Origin of the sequence: Streptomyces sp. NPDC088707 (assembly GCF_044752725.1) — a bacterium.
Classification (GTDB): domain Bacteria; phylum Actinomycetota; class Actinomycetes; order Streptomycetales; family Streptomycetaceae; genus Streptomyces.
In genome coordinates, this window is sequence record NZ_JBIVLV010000007.1 from 465,438 (window position 1) to 485,185 (window position 19,748).

The following is a 19,748-nucleotide window of genomic DNA, read 5'->3' on the forward strand; positions in this document are numbered from 1 at the left end:
GGGGCAGACCACGTTCGAACGCGGCGCACCCAGTCTAATGAAGGAGTTCCCGCTGTCTAGCCTTTCAAAGTACTAATCTTCGATCAACCCACTGCGGATTTCGTAGGCAGATGATTCCGTTTCCAGCAGTCTCTCGGCCGCGGACCGGTGCAGCCGGGCCGCAGCCGGGTCGCCGAGCCGGTCGAGGGTGTCGGCGAGCCGCAGCTGGAGCGCGGCCTGGAGCCGGGTGTCCTGAGCGCGCCGGGCCCACTCGACGGCCTCCTCGCAGGTCCGGAGCGACTCCTCGGGCCGTCCCGCGTACTCCTGGACCCGGGCGGCCTCGCTCAACGCCCGTGCGTAGCCGGGGAGATCGTCGAGCCGGCGGTAGCCCGCCGCGGCGGCCCGCCAGTTCCGCAGGGCCTCGCCGTAACGGCCCGCATAGGTCTGCACGGCCCCGAGGCGGGCGTACAGCCTGGCCTGATCCGCTCGCTCGTCCCGGGCGAGGCGCTGGGCGAGCGCCCGCCCGTACCAGTCGCCGGCCCGCTGCCAGTCCCCCAGCTCCTGATACGAGCCACCTACGGATTCCATTGCGCGGCCGGTCGCGTACGGGTCATTTGCTGCGCGCCCGGCATCCAAAGCCGACCGATATCGCAGCAGAGCCTCCTTCGTCCTGCCGGTGCGGGCATCGAGGTCGGCCAGGTTCAGCAGGGCGGCGGCCCGCTCCCGGTGCAGCCCGCGCCGCTCGGCCACGTCCAGGACCAGCTGGTGGAGCCCGTACAGCTGGGGCGCGGCCGCCTCGGCGCCCCGGTGCGCGGCGAGTGCCCTGACCAGGGAGGCGACCAGCCTGCGGGCGAGGGTGTCGAGCTCCCCGTCGGCGACGGCCAGCCGGGCGGAGGCCAGCAGGAAGGACTGCCGGGAGCGCAGCCAGTCGGCCGCGGCGGCGGCGCTGGGGAAGCGCAGGGCGCGCGGCAGACCGGCCAGCTTCCGGCGGGCCGGTGAGCCCTCGGGTTCGGTGACCGCACGGCAGGACTGGAGGAGCCGTACGGTCCGCTCCAGCATCCGGGCCCGGGCGAGCTGCACCTCGGCGGGCCGGTCGCGCTCCTCCAGCTGGGCGCGAAGGAGGGGGACGAGATGGCCGGGGACCTCGTACTGCCCGTCCTCGCCGCCCGCGAGGAGCCCCAGGGCGGCGAAGTCGGCGAGGGTGGTCGCGGCGGCCGAGACGGAGCAGCCGGCCAGGGCGGAGGCCGTGTGGGCGTCGGCCCGGCCGAGGGGGGCGAGGGTGAGGTAGCGCAGTATCCGCGCGGCGGTCGCGGGCAGCGCCTCGTGGGCGAGCGAGAAGGCACGGGTCAGCGGGTCGCCGCTGAGCGCGCGCAGGCGCTTGGCGAGGTCGGCGACGGAGGCCTTGGGCCGGGTGGAGAGCCAGCCGCCGGCGAGGACGACCGCGGCGGGCAGCCCGCCGCACTCCTCGACGAGCGTCTCGGCGGCCTGCGGATCGACGGTGATCCGTACGGAGCCGGTGAAGGCGGTGAGCAGTTCGATGGCCGACTTCGGGTCGAGCCCGCCGAGGGTGCAGGGCCGTACGTCCGGGATGCCGGTGAGCGGTCCGCGGGCGACACCGATCACCAGGGAGTCGGGGTTGTCCGGGATGAGGGGATCGGCGTGCTCGGCGTCGACGGCGTCGTCGAGGACGAGGACGGCACGGCGCTCGCCGAGCGCGGTGCGCACCAGCTCGGTCAGCTCGTCCTCGGCGGCTCCGGGGGGCTCGGGGACCCCGAGCGCGGCGAGGAGTTCCTGGGCGGCGCGGGCGGTAGGGACGGGGTCGCCGCCGGGCTCGGTGAGCCGGGCCCGGAAGATCCCGTCGGGGTACTGGTCGGAGAGGCCGGCGGCGAGTTCCTCGGCGAGCGCGGTACGGCCGGAGCCGGGCTTGCCGGCGACGAGGAGGACGCGGGCGCGGGGTGCCTTGCGGCCGGTCAGGGTGTCGAGGCCGGTCCGCTCGATGTCGGCGCGCAGGGCCTTCAACTCCCGCTGCCGGCCGAAGAACTGCCGGCTGCCGGCCGCCGCCACCGCCTGATCCGTCACGGGCCACGCTCCCGTCCACCTGCGCACGAGCCGATCCCGCGGGGGGCTCCGCACGGGCGATCCCGAGCGTAGTTCAGGGCGCACACCGGACCTGGCGGAGCACGACGAACACGTCCCCCGATCGGATCAGCGGATCGTCACACCGCAAGCCCAAACGGGGAAGCACGCCACACGCGACACCGCACCGCGGTGCGGGGCGAGGGCCCGCCGGCCCGGTGGGCGCAGGCTCACGGCGAGGTGGAGGCCGCGCACGGCCGGTGGGCCCGCCGGCACAGGGGGCCTGCGCCTGCGCCGGCGGGCCCGCCGGCACAGGCCTCCGCCGCCTCCCCCTACGCCTCGAACGGTCGCGCCGGCCACTCCGCGTCCGCCGGCCGAAGCTCCCCCACACCCCCGCCCGCCCGCGCCGCCGCCAGCGACAGCACGCCCACCACCAGGCAGTTGTTGTGCAGCTCCCCCGCCAGGACCCCCCGCACCAGGTCCTCCAGCGGTACCCGCGCCAGCTCCATGTCCGCCTCCTCCTCGGAGACCTCGAACCGCTCCCCCTCCGCCTCGGAGAGCCCCCGCGCGAGGAAGATCCGTACGGCCTCGTCGCAGCCGCCCGGAGTCGTGTAGACGTCGGTCAGGACCCGCCAGTCCTCGGCCTTGACGTGCGCCTCCTCGTACAGCTCGCGCTGCGCGGCGTGCAGCGGGTTCTCGCGGGGCACGTCGAGGAGTCCCGCCGGGATCTCCCAGAGCTTCTGCCGCACCGGGTGCCGGTACTGCTTGAGCAGCAGGACCCGGTCCTGGTCGTCGAGGGCCAGGACGGCCACCGAGCCGGGATGGACCTGGTAGTCGCGGCGCGCGACCGTGCCGTCCGGCATGACCACGTCGTCCGTGCGGACACTGGTCTTGTTTCCCTGGAACGGGGTCGTCGTCGCGACGACCCGCCACTCCTCCGGGGTGTCCTGCAACTCCATCTGCGTCCTCCCACACACGAAAACCGGGGTACGGATCCGTCAGGACCCGTACCCCGGCAACGTTAACGCGCGACGACTACGTGGCGGGCTTGCCCGTCTTGCGCTCCACGGCCGCCTTCACCAGACCGGCGAAGAGCGGGTGCGGACGCGTCGGACGCGAGCGCAGCTCCGGGTGCGCCTGCGTGGCGACCAGGTAGGGGTGGATCTCGCGCGGGTACTCGACGTACTCGACGAGCTTGTTGTCCGGGGAGGTGCCGGAGAAGACGAGACCGGCCTTCTTCTCCAGCTCCGCGCGGTAGGCGTTGTTGACCTCGTAGCGGTGCCGGTGGCGCTCGTCGACGTACGGCTGGTCGTCGTAGACCTCACGGACGATCGAGCCCTCGGCGAGCTTCGCCGGGTACAGGCCGAGGCGCATCGTTCCGCCCAGGTCGCCTGCGCCCTCGACGTACGCGAGCTGCTCCTCCATCGTCGAGACGACGGGGTGCGCGGTCGCCGGGTCGAACTCGGTGGAGTTGGCCTCGGGGATGTCGGCCAGGTTCCGGGCCGCCTCGATGACGATGCACTGCAGACCGAGGCAGATGCCGAGCAGCGGCACCTTGTTCTCGCGGGCGTACTGGATCGCGCCGACCTTGCCGCTCACGCCGCGGTCGCCGAAGCCGCCGGGGATGAGGATCGCGTCGACGTCGCCGAGCTGCTTCTCGGCGTCGGCCGGGGTCTTGCAGTCGTCGGAGGTGACCCACTTGACCTTGACGCGGGCCTTGTTCGCGAAGCCGCCGGCCCGCATGGCCTCGGTGACCGAGAGGTACGCGTCGGGCAGGTCGATGTACTTGCCGACGAGCGCGACGGTGACCTCGTGGTCGGGGTTGTGGACGCGGTCGAGCAGGTCGTCCCAGGTCGACCAGTCCACGTCGCGGAAGGGCAGGTCGAGCTTGCGGACGACGTAGGCGTCCAGGCCCTCGGTGTGGAGCACCTTGGGGATGTCGTAGATCGACTTGGCGTCGATCGCGGCGACGACCGCGGCCTCGTCGACGTCGCACATCAGCGAGATCTTGCGCTTGATGGAGGTCGGGACCTCGCGGTCGGCGCGGAGCACGATCGCGTCGGGCTGGATGCCGATGTTGCGGAGCGCGGCGACGGAGTGCTGGGTCGGCTTGGTCTTCAGCTCGCCCGAGGGGCCGATGTAGGGCAGCAGCGAGATGTGCACGACGAAGACGTTGTCGCGGCCGACCTCGTGGCGGACCTGGCGGACGGTCTCCAGGAACGGCAGCGACTCGATGTCGCCGACCGTGCCGCCGACCTCGGTGATGACCACGTCGACGTCGTCGGTCGCCATGCGGCGGATCCGGGACTTGATCTCATTGGTGATGTGCGGGATGACCTGCACGGTGTCACCGAGGTACTCGCCGCGCCGCTCCTTGGCGATGACCTGCGAGTAGACCTGGCCGGTGGTGACGTTGGCCGAGCCGTCGAGGTCGACGTCGAGGAAGCGCTCGTAGTGGCCGATGTCCAGGTCGGTCTCGGCGCCGTCGTTGGTGACGAACACCTCACCGTGCTGGAAGGGGTTCATCGTGCCCGGGTCGACGTTCAGGTACGGGTCGAGCTTCTGCATCGTGACCCGCAGGCCCCTGGCCTTGAGGAGCGCCCCCAGGCTGGAGGCGGTCAGGCCCTTGCCGAGGCTGGAGGCGACACCCCCGGTGACGAAGATGTGCTTGGTCGTCGTGGTTTTGGGCGGCATCGCCAAGAGGGGGCTCCCGTGGTCGCGTTCTGGAGGTGCGTACCGGCGTCCCCTCCGGAAGAATCGGGGGGTGCCGTCGCTGCGGTTTCGGGGTTCTCGGCTGTCGCCGTTTCCCACCGGTCCACGGGGTACCAGGGTATCAGCGACATCGGGAGGCCGCTTCCGGCCACACGCGGCAGTCGGGTGTTCACGGACGGCGACGCCAGGGCGGACGGAGTCTCCCGACGGATCGGGGGAAGCGTCTCCCGACAGATCGGGGGAAGGGTCTCCCGACGGACGGGGAAGTGCCCCACCGGTGGGGGCCCGGCCTCTCACCGGCCTCTCACCGGGCAGAAGGGAGGAGCTCAACTGCGGCTCTCACTGTCTCTCACCTGCGACGCACAGGGTGTCCGCCGGATCTTCCGGCAGACGTTCCGGCGGCGCGTGCCCACACGACAGGCGGACCTTCCGCCGGCGAACCGGACTCGTTCACCTGATCGGAGCAACGCCGTTACCGACGTGATCACCGTGTCACTAGGGTGCGACGTATCCTGCTCGGACATCCCGCCGAGTCGGCCGGCCAGCGGCAGCACCACCCCGCCCTCCCCCAGAGCCGGACACCTGGGGGCCCCACCCGGCCCGAGAGCTCGTCGAAGATCCCTTGACCGCTGACACACGCAGACCCGGCTGACACACAGCCGGCGCATCTGAGCAAGCGCCCCTCGGGGCGGACGTGGCCGTTCGACTGGAGTGAAGCACGTGGCCGGGCGCATCGAGGATTACGCACTCATCGGAGACATGCAGACCGCCGCACTGGTCTGCCGCGACGGCAGCGTCGACTGGCTGTGTCTCCCCCGATTCGACTCCCACGCGATCTTCGCCGGGCTGCTCGGCACCGAGGAACACGGCTTCTGGCGGGTGGGCCCCGCCACCCCCGACGACGCCGAGCCGGCCCCGGCCGACCGGCGCCGCTACCGCGGCGACTCGCTGATCCTGGAGTCCGAGTGGGACACGCCGCGCGGCACGGTCCGGGTGACCGACTTCATGCCGCCGCGCGACGGCGCCCCGCAGCTGATCCGGATCGTGGAGGGCGTCTCCGGCCGGGTCCGGATGCGCTCCTCGCTGCGGATGCGGTTCAGCTACGGCCGGATCGTGCCGTGGGTCCACAAGGTCGGGGACCGCACGGTCGCCGTCGCGGGGCCCGACTCGGTATGGCTGGACACCGAGGCCGAGACCCACGGCAAGGACCTCACGACGTACTCCGACTTCACCGTGAACCCCGGTGACCGGATCGCGTTCACGCTCTCCTGGCAGCCCTCCCACAAGGAGCCGCCGGCGCTTCCGGACCCCGAGGGCTCCCTGGAGGCGACCGTCGACTTCTGGCGCGAATGGGTCGAGCACTGCACGTACCACGGCCCCTACCGGGAGGCCGTGATCCGTTCCCTGATCACCCTGAAGGCGCTGACGTACGCGCCGACAGGCGGCATCGTCGCCGCGCCGACCACCTCACTGCCCGAGGAGATCGGCGGCGTCCGCAACTGGGACTACCGCTACACCTGGCTGCGCGACGCGGCGATCACCCTCTCCTCCATGCTGCGCACCGGCTACCGCGAGGAGGCCCGCGCCTGGCGGGACTGGCTGCTCCGCGCGGTCGCGGGCGACCCGGAGAACCTGCAGATCATGTACGGCATCGCCGGCGAGCGGGAGCTCGGCGAGGCGGAGCTCGACTGGCTCCCGGGGTACGAGAACTCCGGCCCGGTCCGGGTCGGCAACGGCGCCGCCAACCAGCTCCAGCTGGACGTCTACGGCGAGGTCACCGAGGCCCTCCACCTCGCGCACATGACGGGCCTGTCCCGCAACGACTACGCCTCGCTCCTCCAGATCAAGCTGATCAACTACCTGGAGAAGCACTGGGACCAGCCCGACGAGGGCATCTGGGAGGTCCGCGGCCCGCGCCGGCACTTCGTCCACTCCAAGGTGATGGCCTGGGTGGCCGTGGACCGCACGATCAAGCTCATCGAGTCCGGGGACGCGGACGGCCCGCTGGAGCGCTGGCACGAGCTGCGCGACGAGATCCACCGGGACGTCTGCGAGAAGGGATACGACCCCGAGCGGAACACCTTCACGCAGTCGTACGGCTCCAAGGAGCTGGACGCCTCGCTGCTGCTCATCCCGCAGATGGGCTTCCTGCCGCCGGACGACAAGCGGGTCATCGGCACGATCGAGGCGATCCAGCGCGAGCTGTCCACGGAGGACGGTTTCGTGCTCCGCTACCCGACCTCCGGCGAGGAGGCCGGCGTCGACGGCCTGGAGGGCGACGAGGGCGCGTTCCTCGCCTGCTCGTTCTGGCTGGCCGACGACCTGGCGATGATCGGCCGGGTGGACGAGGCACGCTCGCTCTTCGAGCGGCTGCTCGCGCTCCGCAACGATCTGGGGCTGCTCGCCGAGGAGTGGGACCCGAGGCTCCAGCGGCAGGTCGGCAACTTCCCGCAGGCCTTCAGCCACGTGCCCCTGATCGACACGGCCCTGCGCCTGACGGCGAGCGGGGCGTACGGGGGCTGAGCCGGTCCCGCGCGGGGGACGGTGCCCGGACCTACGATGAGAAGGTCCCGTCCCCCGTACGAAAGGGGGCTCCCATGGGTCCCCACATCTCCGAAAGCGCCCTGTCAGGGCTGGTCGAGGACCTCGCGGGCGAGGTGATCATCCCTGGCGATCCGCGCTACGACGAGGCCCGCGCCCTCCACAACGGCATGATCGACCACCGTCCGTCGGTGATCGCCCAGTGCGCGAGTCAGGCGGACGTGTCCAACGCGATCCTCTTCGGCCGGGCCTGCGACCTCCCCGTCGCCGTGCGCGGCGGCGGCCACAGCGTCGCCGGGACCTCTGTGATCGACGGCTCGCTCGTGGTCGACCTGCGCCGCATGCACACGGTCGTCGTGGACCCGGAGGACATGACGGTCCGCGTCGGCGGCGGGACGACGATGGGGCAGATGGACCACGCCTGCCAGCCGTTCCACGTCGCGACCACCGGCGGTCGGGTGTCCACCACCGGGGTCGGCGGCTTCACACTGGGCGGCGGATCCGGCTGGCTGGAGCGGAAGTTCGGCCTCGCCAGCGACAACCTGCTGGCCGCCGACCTGATCACGGCCGAGGGGAAGCACGTCCACACGGACGCCGAGGAGCACCCCGACCTGTTCTGGGCGCTGCACGGCGGCGGCGGCAACTTCGGGGTGGCGACCTCGCTGACGCTGCGGCTGCACGAGCTGCCGCGGATGAGCGTCGTGATGCTGTTCTTCCTGCCCGACGACGCGCCCGAGGTGGTCCGCACCTTCCGGGACATCGCCGACGCCGCCCCGGACGAGGTGGGCGGCGGGGCGATCTACATGCCGGCGCCGCCCGAGCCGTTCGTGCCGCCGGAGCTGGTCGGCAGGCTGCTCTGCGGGACGCTGTTCACGTACGCCGGGCCGGTCGAGGAGCTGCGGGAGCTGGCGGCGCCGCTGTTCGCCCTGAAGCCCGCGATCGAGATCGTCACGGACATCCCGTACGCGGAGCTGCAGTCCATGCTCGACGACCCGCCCGGACTGCGGAACTACTGGTCGGCCGAGTACCTGACCGCCTTCCCCGACGAGGCCGTGGAGGTGTTCTGCGAGCGCGGGGCGGGCATCCCGCTGCCCGCCGCGACCCAGCACGTGCTGTTCGTACAGGGCGGCGCGGTGGCGGCCGGGGCCGCGCCCTACCCGCAGCCGTGGCGCGCCGCGCCCTGGGCCGTGCACCCGTTCGCGACCTGGGAGGACCCGACGATGGACGAGGCCGAGATCCAGTGGGTGCGGGACGTACGGGCCGACGTGCGGCCGTGGGCGATCGACTCCGTGTACCTGAACTTCGTCGGTGCCGAGGGCGAGCAGCGCGTGGTCTCCTCCTTCGGCGAGGAGAACTACCGCCGACTCGCCGCCGTGAAGGCCGCGTACGACCCCGACAACGTGTTCCGCTACAACCAGAACATCGCCCCGGCCGGCTGAGCCGGCTCATCGCAGGGCGGCGATCACCTCCTCGGCGGCCCGCTCGCCCTCGGTCGCTCCGCCTTCCATGAAGCCCTGGAAGTCGTAGCTGCAGTGCTCGCCGCCGATGTGGACGTTCCCCTGGGCGGTTCCCTCGTATCCGGCGTAGCGGTGCAGATAGCCGACGGGCCAACAGGAGTACGCGCCCAGCGAGTACGGGTTCCGGTGCCAGGCGGAGAGCTGGGCGCGCCCCGTGTACGCCCGTGAGGTGCCGGGGAAGAAGGCGTCGATGCCGGCCAGATGACGGCTCACGAGGCTCCGTACGTAAGGGTCGGACTCGGTGGAGAACGGTCCCGCGGGCGTGAGCGAACCGGCCAGGCTGCCGCCGCCGTACTGGAGGAGGATGCCGCCGGTCCCGCCCTGGATCTTGGTGGTGTCCCAGGTCTGCTGGACCTCGGTGTCGGTGAAGCAGTCGCCGGCCGAGACGCCCGGCCAGGCGCCGGTGCCGCGCCAGGGGCGGGTCCCGAACTGCATGTTGAGCTTGGTGCAGTGGCCCATCCGCGCGTCCCGCAGCAGGTTCCTCATCAGCGGGTCGAATCCGGCCCGGGAGAGGTCGAGCTGCTTGAGGATCGGCAGGGGGAGGCAGAGGACCGTGTGGTCGGCGGTGACGGTCCGGGTGGCACCGGCCTCGGTGAAGGTCAGTGTCTGGGTGCCGTCGGCGTTGGCGCGTACGGCGGTCAGGGACCAGCCGTGGCGCAGGGTGCCGGGGGCGAGTGCCCCGGCGACGGCGTTCGGGAGCCGGTCGTTGCCGCCGACGATGTGATACCGCTCGTTGGACAGGCCCCAGACGTTGAAGTTGCCCGGATTGGTCTGGTAGCCCATGAGCAGCACCAGGGCGAGGGCGGACTGTTCGCTGGTGTCGGCGCCGTACTCGACGTTGTAGGCGACGTCGAGGAACCGGCCGAGCGGCGAGGAGTGCCCGCCGGGGACCCGGGTCTCGATCCACTCGTACACCGACATGGTGTCGAGTGCGGTGCCGGTGGGCGTGGTCTGGTTCCAGGTCACCTCCCCCGCCTCGGAGAGGTCCCGGCGCAGGGACTGGTAGACGGCGTTGAAGTCCTCGTCGGCCTGGTGGCGGGGGTAGTAGGCGCCGTTGAACCAGAGGACCTCCTCCGCGCCGTTGGGCCCGCCCCCGAGGAAGTCCTCGGTGTCGAGGTCGAAGCGGCGGCAGAGTTCCAGGATCTTCTTGTGGCTGGTGTCGATCAGCTCGCCGCCGATCTCGGAGGTCTGCCCGTACGCCCAGTGGGCGCGCTGGGTCCACATGCGGCCGCCGACCCGCGAGGGGTTCGCCTCGTAGAGCACGGGGCTCAGGCCGGCGTCCTGGAGGGTGAGGGCGGCGGTGAGGCCGGAGATCCCGGCGCCGACGACGGCGACCCGGGCGGTGGTTCTGATGGGCCGGTCGGGGGTGGCGGCGCGGGCGGGAACGGCCCCGCCGAGGCCCGTCCCGGCGGTGAGACCGGCGGTGAGACCGGCAGCGGCGGCGTACCTGAGGAGCGAGCGACGCCCGAGGGCGTCGGCTCTCATACCTCTCAGCTCGTCGACGGGGAGTCTCAGCCGTCGGGCGTCGGCGTGCTCGGCGGCGAGGGTCTTCAGGAGGTGCATCGGGTTGGTGCGTGCCATGGGGCTCTCCTGTGGCTGGAAGGGAACTCGTCTCTGAGGTGCGGGGGGGGGCGGCGGACGGGGAGCGCGGCTCCGGGCCTGGGACGGGGGAACGCGGCTCCGGGCCCTCGGGCCGGGGGCGGGGGTCAGCTCTGGGGTACGGGAGCGGGGGCGGGAGCCTCTTCGGCGGGGCGCTCGGCGGCGTCCTCCAGCACGATCCGGCCGATGACCTCGTAGCGCTCGGGCCGCTTGGCCTTGAGGTAGCAGCCGAGGCCGAGGCCGCCGAAGAAGACCGCGCCGACGATCCAGGGGATCCCCTTGAAGAAGAGCGAGTCGGCGGCGAGGCCGGCCGCGGTCTCCATGTTCATGATCAGCAGCACGACGACGGCGATCATGCCGACACCGCCGAGGAGCGGTGCCGTGAGCGTCCTGAACCAGTGACGGTCCTCGGGGTGGTTCTTCCGGAAGTAGCCGATGACGGCGAAGGAGCACAGCGTCTGGACGATGAGGATCGCCATCGTGCCGAGGATCGCGAGCAGCGTGTAGAGGTGGATGTAGGGGTCCTTGCCGGTGAGCCAGAAGGCGCAGACGAGGAGGACGGCGATCGCGCTCTGCACGTACGAGGCGATGTACGGCGAGCCGTGTGTCGCGTGTGTCCGGCCGAGCGCCGGGTGGAGGAAGCCCTCGCGCCCGATGGCGTACAGATAGCGAGAGGCGCACTGGTGGAAGGCCATGCCGCAGGCGAAGGAGCCGGTGAGCAGCAGCCACTGGAAGGCGTCGACGGCCCAGGCGCCGATGAAGCTCTGGGTGGGCGCGAAGAACAGGTCGAGCGGCGAGGCGGAGGAGGACAGCCTCACCGATCCGGCGAGTCCGTTCCCGGCGATCGTCATCCAGGACACGTAGATGTAGAAGACGCCGACGCCGATGACGGAGATCAGGGTGGCGCGCGGGATGACCCGCTTGGGGTCGCGGGACTCCTCCCCGTACATCGCGGTCGACTCGAAGCCGACCCAGGACCAGAAGGCGAAGAAGAGGCCGAGGCCGGCGGAGGTGCCGGTGAAGGCGTTCGCGGGGTTGATCGGCTCGACGGGGATGCCGTCGGGGCCGCCGCCGGCGATCAGGACGGCGGTGGCGACCGCGAAGAGGACCGCGATCTCCGCGATGAGCATCACGCCGAGCGCCTTGGCGGTCAGGTTGATGTCGAAGTACGAGAGGACGGCCGTCACGGCCAGCATGACCGCCGCGTAGAGGATCCACGGAAGGTCGACGCCGAGCTGGTCGGCGACCGTGGTCCGGGCGAAGTACGCGAAGACGCCGACGATCGAGGCCTCGAAGACGATGTACGCGAGGACGGCGAGCATCCCGGACGCCATGCCGGCGATCCGGCCGAGGCCGTGCGAGATGTAGCCGTAGAAGGCGCCTGCGGCCGTGATCCGCTTGGCCATGGCGACATAGCCGACCGAGAAGACGGTCAGGACGAGCGTCGCGAAGAGGTATCCGGCGGGGGCGCCGGTTCCGTTGCCGAAGCCGACGGCGATGGGGAGGTTGCCGGTCATCGCGGTGATCGGGGCCGCGGTGGCGACGGCCATGAAGACGACGCCGACGAGGCCGACGGAGTTCGCCTTGAGCCGGTGGACCTCTGGAGTGGGGTTCTCTGCCATGGCGCGAGAGCATCCTCCCGGGTGACGTAGGCCACAATCGACATGCGGTCGCGCAATTCCCGCCCGGGGGCGACGAGTTGTCGCCCCCATGTACGAACTGTCCGATCCCGTGACCGTGGGGTGATGTCGCCGGAACATGGACGCGCGGTAGCGTCCGGGCCCATGGACAATCAGGGCGGGATCACCGTGCAGCGGGCGCTCGAACTCCCGGGCCTGCGCAGCGGGCTCCCGGAGGTCGTCGCCGGAGCGGACCGGCTGCACCGCACGGTGCGCTGGGTGCACGCGGGCGAGGTGCCGAACATCGCGTCGCTGCTCAAGGGCGGCGAGCTGCTGCTGACCACGGGCCTCGGGCTCGGCACCCGGCCGGCCGAGCAGCGTGCCTTCGTCCGGCGGCTCGCCGACCGGGGCATCGCGGCGCTCGTGGTGGAACTGGGGCCGCGCTTCGCCCGTCTCCCGTCGACGATAGTGGAGGCCGCGCGGGCCGCCGGTCTGCCCCTGGTGCAGCTGCACCGCGAGGTCCCCTTCGTGGCGGTGACGGAGGAGATCCACACCGAGATCGTCAACGGCCACTACGCGCTCCTGCGGCAGGCCGACGAGGTCCACCGGCAGTGCACCGAGGCACTGCTCGGCGGCGGCGGGGTCCCCCAGGTGCTGCGCATCCTCTCGGACTTCGCGGCCAACCCCGTCTTCCTGGAGACCGCCGACGGACAGCTGCTGTACGCGGCGGGCACCGAGTCCGCGCCCGCCGACCCGCTGCAGGTCTGGGACGGGCTGCGCGGCGGGCGGGCGGCCCGCGAATCGGGCCCGCCGACCGGCACGGTGCTGGTCGACGTGCCCGGCGGGGGTCCCGGCACGGCCTCGGTACGGGCCCGTCTCGTCCTGCTCTCGGTCTCCGGCGCCCTCTCGCCCGTCCACCGGATGGCGGCGGAGCGCGCGGCGGGCCTCCTCGCGGTCGTCCTCATGCAGGCGCGTCAGGAGGAGGAGCTGGCGGCGCGCGGCCGGGGCGACTTCCTGACGGACCTGGCGGAGGGCAGGATCACGGCCGAGGACGCGCCGGCGCAGGCGCGGGTCCTCGGCTTCAAGCCGGGCGACGGCCCGCTCCTGCCGGTGGTGATGCGCCTGGCGTCGGAACTCTCCCCCTCGGGCAACTGGGCTCTCCTGGCGCGCGCGGTCCTCGAGGAGCTGGCCTCCGTGGGAGTCCCGGTCCTCCTGGGTGTCCGCCCGGTCGAGGGCCGGGTGCCGCTGCTGCTCGGCCTGCGCTCGGAATCGGAGCGCACGGCGGTCGCGGACCGGGTCGCGGCGGCGCTGCGCGCGGGCGTGGAGCGCGCCGGACTCGAACGCGCCGGGGTGCATCCGCCGGTCGTCGTGGTGGGCGTCGCCGGCAGCTGGGCGGCGGCCTCGGCGGGGCTGCGGCACGCGGCGGAGACGGCGACGGCCGCGCAGGGCCTCTCGGACCTCCCCTGGTACGACGCCCGGCGCCTCGACATCGACCTGCTGCTGTGGCGGCTGCACTTCCACGGGGACACGGTCCTCGCGGCGTTCGTGGACCGCGCGATCGGCCCTCTCAGGGACCACGACCGCACGTCCCGCCCGCCGCTCCTGCCGACCCTGGAGACGTATCTGGCGCACGCGGGCCGCAAGGCGGAGACGGCCCGGGAACTCCACCTCAACCGCCAGACGCTCTACAACCGCCTGGCCCGCATCTCCGAACTCCTGGGCACCGACCTGGACGACCCCCAGACCGTCCTGGCCCTCTCCCTGGCCCTGAGGGCCCGCCGCCACACGCCGTAGCGGCCCGCGGGGCGGTGGCGCCGAACCCCCGCGCCGAACCCCTGCGCCGGACCCCCGCGGGGAACCCCCGCGCCGGACCCCGGCTGGGGCTCGTCCCGGCGACTACCGCCCCACCAGCTCGTCGTAGACGCTCAGCACGTGCGCCACCGTCTCGTCCTCCGTGGGCCAGGTCCGTGCCTGCACCCGCCCGGCCGCCGCGAGGTCCATCCGCCGCTCGACGTCGTCGAGCAGTCCGCGCACCGCACCGGCGAGCGCCTCGGCGTCCCCGTACGGCACCAGCTCCGCCGCGTCGCCGACGAGTTCCGGTACGCCGCCCACCGCCGTGGCGACCAGCGGCACGCCGAGCCGCAGCGCCTCCTGTGCGAGCAGGGACCGCGCCTCCCAGCGCGAGGGCAGCACCGCCACGTCGGCTGCCGCGAGCAGTTCGGCGACGTCCTCCCGGCGCCCGATCAACCGCACGGGCAGCCCCTCGGCCACGATCCGCCGCTGGAGGGCGGCCCGTTCGCACCCCTCCCCCGCGATGACGAGCAGCGGCTGCGGGTCGAGCTCCCGCCAGGAGCGGGCCGCGTCGAGCAGCGTCCGGTATCCCCGGCCCCGCTCCAGCGCTCCGACCGCCATCAGCAACGGCCGGTCGACCGCGCCCAGTTCGGCGCGGGCCTTGCCGTCGTGGAGGCAGACGGGCCCCCGCGCGGGCGGCACGGTGACGGGCGCGAGCCGGGCGTCCCTGGCCCCGCGGCGACGGGCCCGGTCGACGAGCTCGGAGGAGGTGGCGAGGACGACGGTCGCGGCCCGCACGGTCCTTCGCTCCAGGAGCCGCAGCACCCCGCCCCGGGCAGCCCCGTGGGCCTGGTTCCTGGTGTCCCAGGTCGTCACGAGCGGAGCGCGGTCGCCGCCCCCGCTCCCGGCGAGCGCGAGCGCGGCCCGCACGGAGGCCTCCAGGCCGTGCGCGTGGACCACGTCGGCACCGATGCAGGCGTTGCGGAGCGCGGCGACCGTCGCGGGGTCGCCGAGGCGCGGCAGCGGCACGAAGTGCGCACCGGCGCCCAGGTAGTCGTAGACGCGGTCGAGTTCGGCCGGGGCGCACACGGTCACCCGCACGCCCCTCGCCACCAGCCCCGAGGCGAGTGATCGGACGTGGGCGCTGCTGCCCGCGCTGCCGCCGCCCAGCACTTGGACCGTACGGAGCTGTGTCACGCGCCCAAGGATGCCAGCCCGTACCGCCGACCGTACGCACGTTCCGACACCGAAACGGCGTCGTTCCCCTGTACGGAAGGAGTACGGCTCCGGGACCCCCTCCACGGGTTCACCCACTCGGGTGAGCGCGCGAGACGAACTCGCACGCCCCCGGGGGCCGTCGGCCGGTCAGCGGCGGCGGCACACCCGCCGCCCCCACCCGACCGGTCACCGCCCCCACCCGACCGGTCACCGGCCCGACCCGACCCGACCGGTCACCCGGCCCCGATCACCCGGCCGGTCCGCCCGGCGTCAGCCGTCCGCCCGGGCCGTCGCCAGCAGCTCCTCCGCGTGGGCCCGTGCCGTCTCGGAGTCCTCCTGGCCCGCGAGCATCCGGGACAGCTCCCGTACGCGTTCCTCGCCCTCCAGGACCGTGACGCCGGACCGGGTCACCGAGCCGTCGTTGGTCTTCTCGACGAGCAGCTGCCGGTCGGCGAAGGCCGCGACCTGCGGCAGGTGGGTGACGACCACGACCTGCGCGGTCCTGGCGAGCTTGGCGAGCCGGCGGCCGATCTCGACCGCCGCCTTGCCGCCGACACCCGCGTCGACCTCGTCGAACAGGTACGTCGGCACCGGGTCGACCCCGGCGAACACGACCTCCACCGCGAGCATCACCCGGGACAGCTCACCGCCGGACGCGCCCTTGGCGATCGGCCGCGGCGGGGCCCCGGGGTGCGGGGCGAGCAGCAGCTCGACCTCGTCGGCTCCGGACGGGCCGTAGGCGACCCGGCGGCCGCCGACCTCGACGCCGTCGGGGTCCTCGGTCTGCCGGATGTCGAAGGACACCCGCGCGTGGGGCATGGCGAGCGAGGCGAGTTCGGCGGTGACCGCGTCGGCGAACCGGTCGGCCGCCTCCGCACGGGCGTCCGTGAGCCGCTGGGCGAGCACCGACAGGTCGTCGCGCAGCCGGTCGCGCTCGGCGGTGAGTTCCTCGATGCGGTCGTCGTCGCCGTCCAGCTCACCGAGCCGGCCGGCGCCCTCCTCCGCCCAGGCGAGGACGGCGGCGATGTCCTCCCCGTACTTCCGGGTCAGCTGCGTGAGCACCGCGCGCCGCTCCTCCACGGCCGCGAGCCGCAGCGGGTCGGCGTCCAGGTTGTCGGCGTATCCGGCGAGCTCGGTGGCCACGTCGCCGAGGAGGATGGAGATCTCCCCCATCCGGTCGGCGAGGGCGGCGAGCGCCGGGTCGTGCGACCGTACGGCCTCCAAGGCGCGCCCGGCGCCCGCGACCAGGGTCGTGGCGTCGACGGACTCGGGGTCCTCGGGAACGCCCGCGAGCGCGGCGTGCGCGAGCGCGGCGGCGGAGGCGAGGGCCTCGGCGTGCCCGAGCCGCTCCGCCTCGGCGGCGAGTTCGGCGTCCTCCCCCGCGCGCGGGGCGACGGCCTCGATCTCACCGAGCCCGAACCGCAGCAGATCGGCCTCCTGGGCCCGCTCCCGCGCCCGTGTGGTGATCTCGTCCAGTTCGCCCGTGACGGCACGCAGCCGCCGGTACGCCTCCGTGTAGGCGGCGAGCGGGCCGGAGACCGCCCCGCCCGCGTACCGGTCGAGCGCCCCCCGCTGCCGGGCCGGCTTGAGCAGGCCCTGCTGGTCGGTCTGGCCGTGGACGGCGACGAGTTCGTCGGCCAGCTCGGCGAGCAGCCCGACGGGCACCGAGCGCCCGCCCAGGTGGGCGCGTGAGCGTCCCTCGGCCGAGACGGTACGGCTGACGAGCAGCACCCCGTCCTCCAGCTCCGCCCCGGCCTCCTCGGCGCGTACGGCGGCGGGCGCGCCCGCGGGCACGCTGATCCGCCCCTCGACGACGGCCGAGGCCGCGCCGATCCGCACCAGGGCCGGGTCGGCCCTGCCGCCGAGCAGCAGGCCCAGGCTGGTCACCACCATGGTCTTGCCCGCACCGGTCTCACCGGTCACCGCGGTGAAGCCGGGCGACAGCTCGACCACCGCGTCGTCGATGACCCCGAGCGACCGTATCCGCATCTCCTCCAGCACGCCCCAGACCATACGAGGTTTCCCTGGTGCGATGCGACATCACCCCCGGGCGTAACTCTCCGGCGCGCCGATCGTTCGCCCCCGCCGGACCCGGCCGACCGGGGGCGCACACGAGCGAACGCCCGCCCGCCGGAGCCGGCGGGCGGGCCCGTACGTCAGCGGGCCCCGCCCCGCCACCCGGACACGGGCAGGGCGAACTTCGCGACGAGCCGGTCCGTGAAGGACGCGTGGTGGAGCCGGGCGAGCCGGACCGGCACGGCACCCCGCCGCACCTCGACCCGCGCCCCCGCCGGGAGTTCCACCGTCCGCCGCCCGTCGCACCACAGCACCCCGTGCGGGGTGTGCGGCTCGACCTCGACGGCGAGCACCGACTCGGGGGTGGTGATGAGCGGCTTGGCGAACAGGGCGTGCGCCCCGATCGGGACCATCAGCAGCGCCTCGACCTCGGGCCAGACGACCGGGCCGCCCGCCGAGAAGGCGTACGCGGTGGACCCGGTCGGTGTCGCGCAGATCACTCCGTCGCAGCCGAAGCCGGTCACCGGGCGCCCGTCGATCGCGAGGACGACCTCCAGCATCCGTTCCGGGGACACCTTCTGCACGGCCGCCTCGTTGAGCGCCCAGTCGCGGTGCAGGACGTCGCCGTTCTCGTACACGACGACGTCGAGGGTCATCCGCTCCTCCACCTCGTACGCCTTCGTCACGACCCGGTCGACGACCTTGTCGAGGTCGTCCCGCTCGGCCTCCGCGAGGAAGCCGACGCGGCCGAGGTTGACGCCGAGCATCGGGACGCCCGAGGCGCGGGAGAACTCGGCGCCGCGCAGCAGGGTGCCGTCGCCGCCGAGGACGACGAGGAGTTCACAGCCGTCGAGGGCGTCGGAGCAGGCCTCCTTCACCCGCTCGACGGACGGCGGAAGCGGCATGTCTGCCGCCTCCGCCTCCAGGACCCGGACGCCGATGCCGCAGCGCAGCAGTCCGAGGACGACCAGTTCGGCGCTGCGCACGGCGGCGGGCCTGCCGGTGTGCGCGAGCAGGAAGACGGTACGTGGTGCGGTCTCTGATGCTGCTGCCGTTGAGCTCAACGAGGTCCTTCCGCCACGGCGCGGTCGACATCCGCCGGATCCAGCGCGGGCGCGCCTGCCCGCAGCCACAGAAAGTACTCGACGTTGCCGGAGGGGCCGGGCAGCGGGCTCGCGGTGACGCCCAGGACGCCGAGACCGAGCTCGGCGGCACGCCGGGCGACGTTCCTCACGGCGTCGGCGCGGAGCTCGGTGCTCCGGACGACTCCGCCCGTGCCGAGCCGTTCCTTGCCCACCTCGAACTGCGGCTTCACCATCAGGACGAGGTCCGCGTCGGGCGCCGTGCAGGCCGCGAGGGCCGGCAGGACGAGGCCGAGCGGGATGAACGAGAGGTCGCCGACGACCAGGTCGACGGGCACGCCGTCGATCGCGTCGAGCGTCAACTCGCGTACGTTCGTCCGGTCCTTCACGGTGACCCGCTCGTCGCTCTGCAGCGACCAGGCGAGCTGCCCGTAGCCGACGTCGACCGCGACGACATGGGCGGCGCCGGCCCGCAGCAGCACATCGGTGAAGCCGCCGGTGGAGGCCCCGGCGTCCAGGGCGCGCCTGCCCTCGACCTTCAGCCCGAGCGGGACGAAGGCCTCGAAGGCCCCGGCGAGCTTGTGACCGCCGCGCGAGACGTAGTCGGGATCGGAGTCGTCCTGGACGACGACGATGGCCGCGGCGGTCTCGACCTGGGTGGCGGGCTTGGTGGCGACGGTCTTGCCGACGGTCACCCGGCCCGCGGCGATCAGCTGGCTGGCGTGCTCCCGCGAGCGCGCGAGCTTGCGCCGGACCAGCTCGGCGTCGAGACGGCGGCGTGCCACTCCTGCCACGTTCGGTTCAGCTCCTGTTTTCGTACGGACGAGGGGCGGGGTGCGCGTCGAGCGAGGTCAGCTCGGCACGCAGTCCACGGTGTACATCCTCGTACACCTCCAGGTGTCCGTCCGCCGGGAGGTCGTCCACCTCGGCGAGACGCGCCAGGCGGGCGTCGACCCCGGGGTGCCCGGTGCGTTCCCGTACGACCTCCAGGGGCGCGGCCGCGGCGGGCTCGGGGGCCGCGCCGCGCGGGGCCCCGGTGTCCGACGCCGCGGGTTCGGACGTCTCGTCCACGGGCTCGGGCTCGGCCATCGCGTCGTTCATGCTCCCGACGCTACCGCGAACCCCTGGGGTACGGTCGACGGCGATGGCGACGATCACGGAGTGCCGCGACGCACTCGACACACTCTCCGACAACCTCGCGCGGGCGGACGGCGACGTACGCGGCGCGGCCGCGCTCGACCGCACCCTGAGCTGCCACATCACCGACCTGGACACCACGTTCACGGGCCGTCTCGCGGACGGCCGGATCAAGGTCGAGTCCACGGTGGCGGGCCCGCCGCCGGCCAAGGCGCAGATCCGGCTCGCGATGACCGGCGACGACCTGGTGGCGATGGTGGGCGGGGACCTGAACTTCGCGAAGGCCTGGGCCTCGGGCCGGGTCAGGCTGGAAGCGGGCTTCCGCGACCTGCTCCGCCTCCGCTCCCTGCTCTAGGCCCTGTCGTGGGACACCCCGCGGCGCCCCCGCGCCCGGGGTGGGGACTCATGGTGAGGGCCCCGACGGGGGGGGCGGCGGGGGGGGGCGGCGCCCGACTGGGGCG

The 19,748-nt window shown here is 73.1% G+C and carries 14 protein-coding genes; 4 read left to right on the forward strand and 10 right to left on the reverse strand.

From position 1 onward, the window contains the following. Window positions 1-72: 72 nt before the first annotated feature. From ACIP84_RS23565 to ACIP84_RS23575, 3 genes are all read right to left on the reverse strand, one after another. The gene (locus ACIP84_RS23565; protein ID WP_401799979.1) at window positions 73-2,058 is read right to left on the reverse strand and encodes a tetratricopeptide repeat protein; all 1,986 of its coding nucleotides are present in this window, start codon (window positions 2,056-2,058) and stop codon (window positions 73-75) included. Between the two features lie 329 nt (window positions 2,059-2,387). Beyond that, window positions 2,388-3,014, reverse strand: a complete 627-nt coding sequence (locus ACIP84_RS23570) for an NUDIX domain-containing protein (RefSeq protein ID WP_401799982.1) — start codon at window positions 3,012-3,014, stop codon at window positions 2,388-2,390. A 76-nt stretch (window positions 3,015-3,090) separates the two neighbouring features. Further along, window positions 3,091-4,749 carry a CTP synthase gene (locus ACIP84_RS23575; RefSeq protein ID WP_401799984.1) on the reverse strand — a complete coding sequence of 553 codons (1,659 nt, stop codon included), beginning with the start codon at window positions 4,747-4,749 and terminating at the stop codon, window positions 3,091-3,093. A 738-nt stretch (window positions 4,750-5,487) separates the two neighbouring features. On the opposite strand from ACIP84_RS23575, the gene ACIP84_RS23580 reads away from it, so the two are divergent. Next, entirely contained in the window at window positions 5,488-7,290 is a 1,803-nt protein-coding gene (locus ACIP84_RS23580) for a glycoside hydrolase family 15 protein (protein WP_355959478.1), read from the forward strand. A gap of 74 nt (window positions 7,291-7,364) precedes the next feature. Then, window positions 7,365-8,747: an FAD-binding oxidoreductase gene (locus ACIP84_RS23585; protein WP_401799987.1), complete on the forward strand. Its 1,383-nt coding sequence runs from the start codon at window positions 7,365-7,367 to the stop codon at window positions 8,745-8,747. Between the two features lie 6 nt (window positions 8,748-8,753). On the opposite strand, the gene ACIP84_RS23590 is transcribed toward ACIP84_RS23585, so the two are convergent. Together ACIP84_RS23590 and ACIP84_RS23595 are read right to left on the reverse strand one after the other, a co-directional pair. Beyond that, window positions 8,754-10,406: an FAD-dependent oxidoreductase gene (locus ACIP84_RS23590; protein WP_355959480.1), complete on the reverse strand. Its 1,653-nt coding sequence runs from the start codon at window positions 10,404-10,406 to the stop codon at window positions 8,754-8,756. A gap of 125 nt (window positions 10,407-10,531) precedes the next feature. Next, the gene (locus tag ACIP84_RS23595) at window positions 10,532-12,046 is read right to left on the reverse strand and encodes an APC family permease (protein ID WP_401799990.1); all 1,515 of its coding nucleotides are present in this window, start codon (window positions 12,044-12,046) and stop codon (window positions 10,532-10,534) included. Window positions 12,047-12,208: 162 nt separating this feature from the next. Between ACIP84_RS23595 and ACIP84_RS23600 the strand changes: the two genes are divergently transcribed. Next, window positions 12,209-13,837 carry a PucR family transcriptional regulator gene (locus ACIP84_RS23600; protein WP_401799993.1) on the forward strand — a complete coding sequence of 543 codons (1,629 nt, stop codon included), beginning with the start codon at window positions 12,209-12,211 and terminating at the stop codon, window positions 13,835-13,837. A 102-nt stretch (window positions 13,838-13,939) separates the two neighbouring features. On the opposite strand, the gene ACIP84_RS23605 is transcribed toward ACIP84_RS23600, so the two are convergent. The 5 genes from ACIP84_RS23605 to ACIP84_RS23625 all read right to left on the reverse strand — a co-directional run bounded on the left by ACIP84_RS23605 (window position 13,940) and on the right by ACIP84_RS23625 (window position 19,251). Next, window positions 13,940-15,031 carry a glycosyltransferase family 4 protein gene (locus tag ACIP84_RS23605; protein ID WP_401799995.1) on the reverse strand — a complete coding sequence of 364 codons (1,092 nt, stop codon included), beginning with the start codon at window positions 15,029-15,031 and terminating at the stop codon, window positions 13,940-13,942. Between the two features lie 291 nt (window positions 15,032-15,322). After that, window positions 15,323-17,065 carry a DNA repair protein RecN gene (gene recN / locus ACIP84_RS23610; protein ID WP_401799998.1) on the reverse strand — a complete coding sequence of 581 codons (1,743 nt, stop codon included), beginning with the start codon at window positions 17,063-17,065 and terminating at the stop codon, window positions 15,323-15,325. A 143-nt stretch (window positions 17,066-17,208) separates the two neighbouring features. Beyond that, window positions 17,209-18,132: an NAD kinase gene (locus tag ACIP84_RS23615; RefSeq protein ID WP_355959487.1), complete on the reverse strand. Its 924-nt coding sequence runs from the start codon at window positions 18,130-18,132 to the stop codon at window positions 17,209-17,211. Next, window positions 18,129-18,944: a TlyA family RNA methyltransferase gene (locus tag ACIP84_RS23620; protein ID WP_401800000.1), complete on the reverse strand. Its 816-nt coding sequence runs from the start codon at window positions 18,942-18,944 to the stop codon at window positions 18,129-18,131. The genes ACIP84_RS23615 and ACIP84_RS23620 overlap by 4 nt, the downstream gene beginning before the upstream one ends. Window positions 18,945-18,951: 7 nt before the next feature. Beyond that, window positions 18,952-19,251, reverse strand: coding sequence for a hypothetical protein (locus ACIP84_RS23625; protein WP_401800002.1), 300 nt, complete (start codon window positions 19,249-19,251; stop codon window positions 18,952-18,954). A gap of 43 nt (window positions 19,252-19,294) precedes the next feature. Here ACIP84_RS23625 and ACIP84_RS23630 point away from each other — a divergent pair, with 43 nt between their 5' ends. Beyond that, window positions 19,295-19,642 (forward strand): SCP2 sterol-binding domain-containing protein, encoded by a 348-nt coding sequence (locus ACIP84_RS23630; RefSeq protein WP_355959490.1) that lies wholly within the window; start codon window positions 19,295-19,297, stop codon window positions 19,640-19,642. Window positions 19,643-19,748: the final 106 nt, after the last annotated feature.

Excerpts from the sequence above, each read along its gene's own strand:
- ACIP84_RS23570 (WP_401799982.1), bottom strand. The coding sequence starts at position 3,014 with ATGGAGTTGCAGGACACCCCGGAGGAGTGGCGGGTCGTCGCGACGACG.
- ACIP84_RS23575 (WP_401799984.1), bottom strand. The coding sequence starts at position 4,749 with ATGCCGCCCAAAACCACGACGACCAAGCACATCTTCGTCACCGGGGGT.
- ACIP84_RS23585 (WP_401799987.1), top strand. The coding sequence starts at position 7,365 with ATGGGTCCCCACATCTCCGAAAGCGCCCTGTCAGGGCTGGTCGAGGAC.
- ACIP84_RS23590 (WP_355959480.1), bottom strand. The coding sequence starts at position 10,406 with ATGGCACGCACCAACCCGATGCACCTCCTGAAGACCCTCGCCGCCGAG.
- ACIP84_RS23595 (WP_401799990.1), bottom strand. The coding sequence starts at position 12,046 with ATGGCAGAGAACCCCACTCCAGAGGTCCACCGGCTCAAGGCGAACTCC.
- ACIP84_RS23600 (WP_401799993.1), top strand. The coding sequence starts at position 12,209 with ATGGACAATCAGGGCGGGATCACCGTGCAGCGGGCGCTCGAACTCCCG.
- recN (WP_401799998.1), bottom strand. The coding sequence starts at position 17,065 with ATGGTCTGGGGCGTGCTGGAGGAGATGCGGATACGGTCGCTCGGGGTC.
- ACIP84_RS23625 (WP_401800002.1), bottom strand. The coding sequence starts at position 19,251 with ATGAACGACGCGATGGCCGAGCCCGAGCCCGTGGACGAGACGTCCGAA.
- ACIP84_RS23630 (WP_355959490.1), top strand. The coding sequence starts at position 19,295 with ATGGCGACGATCACGGAGTGCCGCGACGCACTCGACACACTCTCCGAC.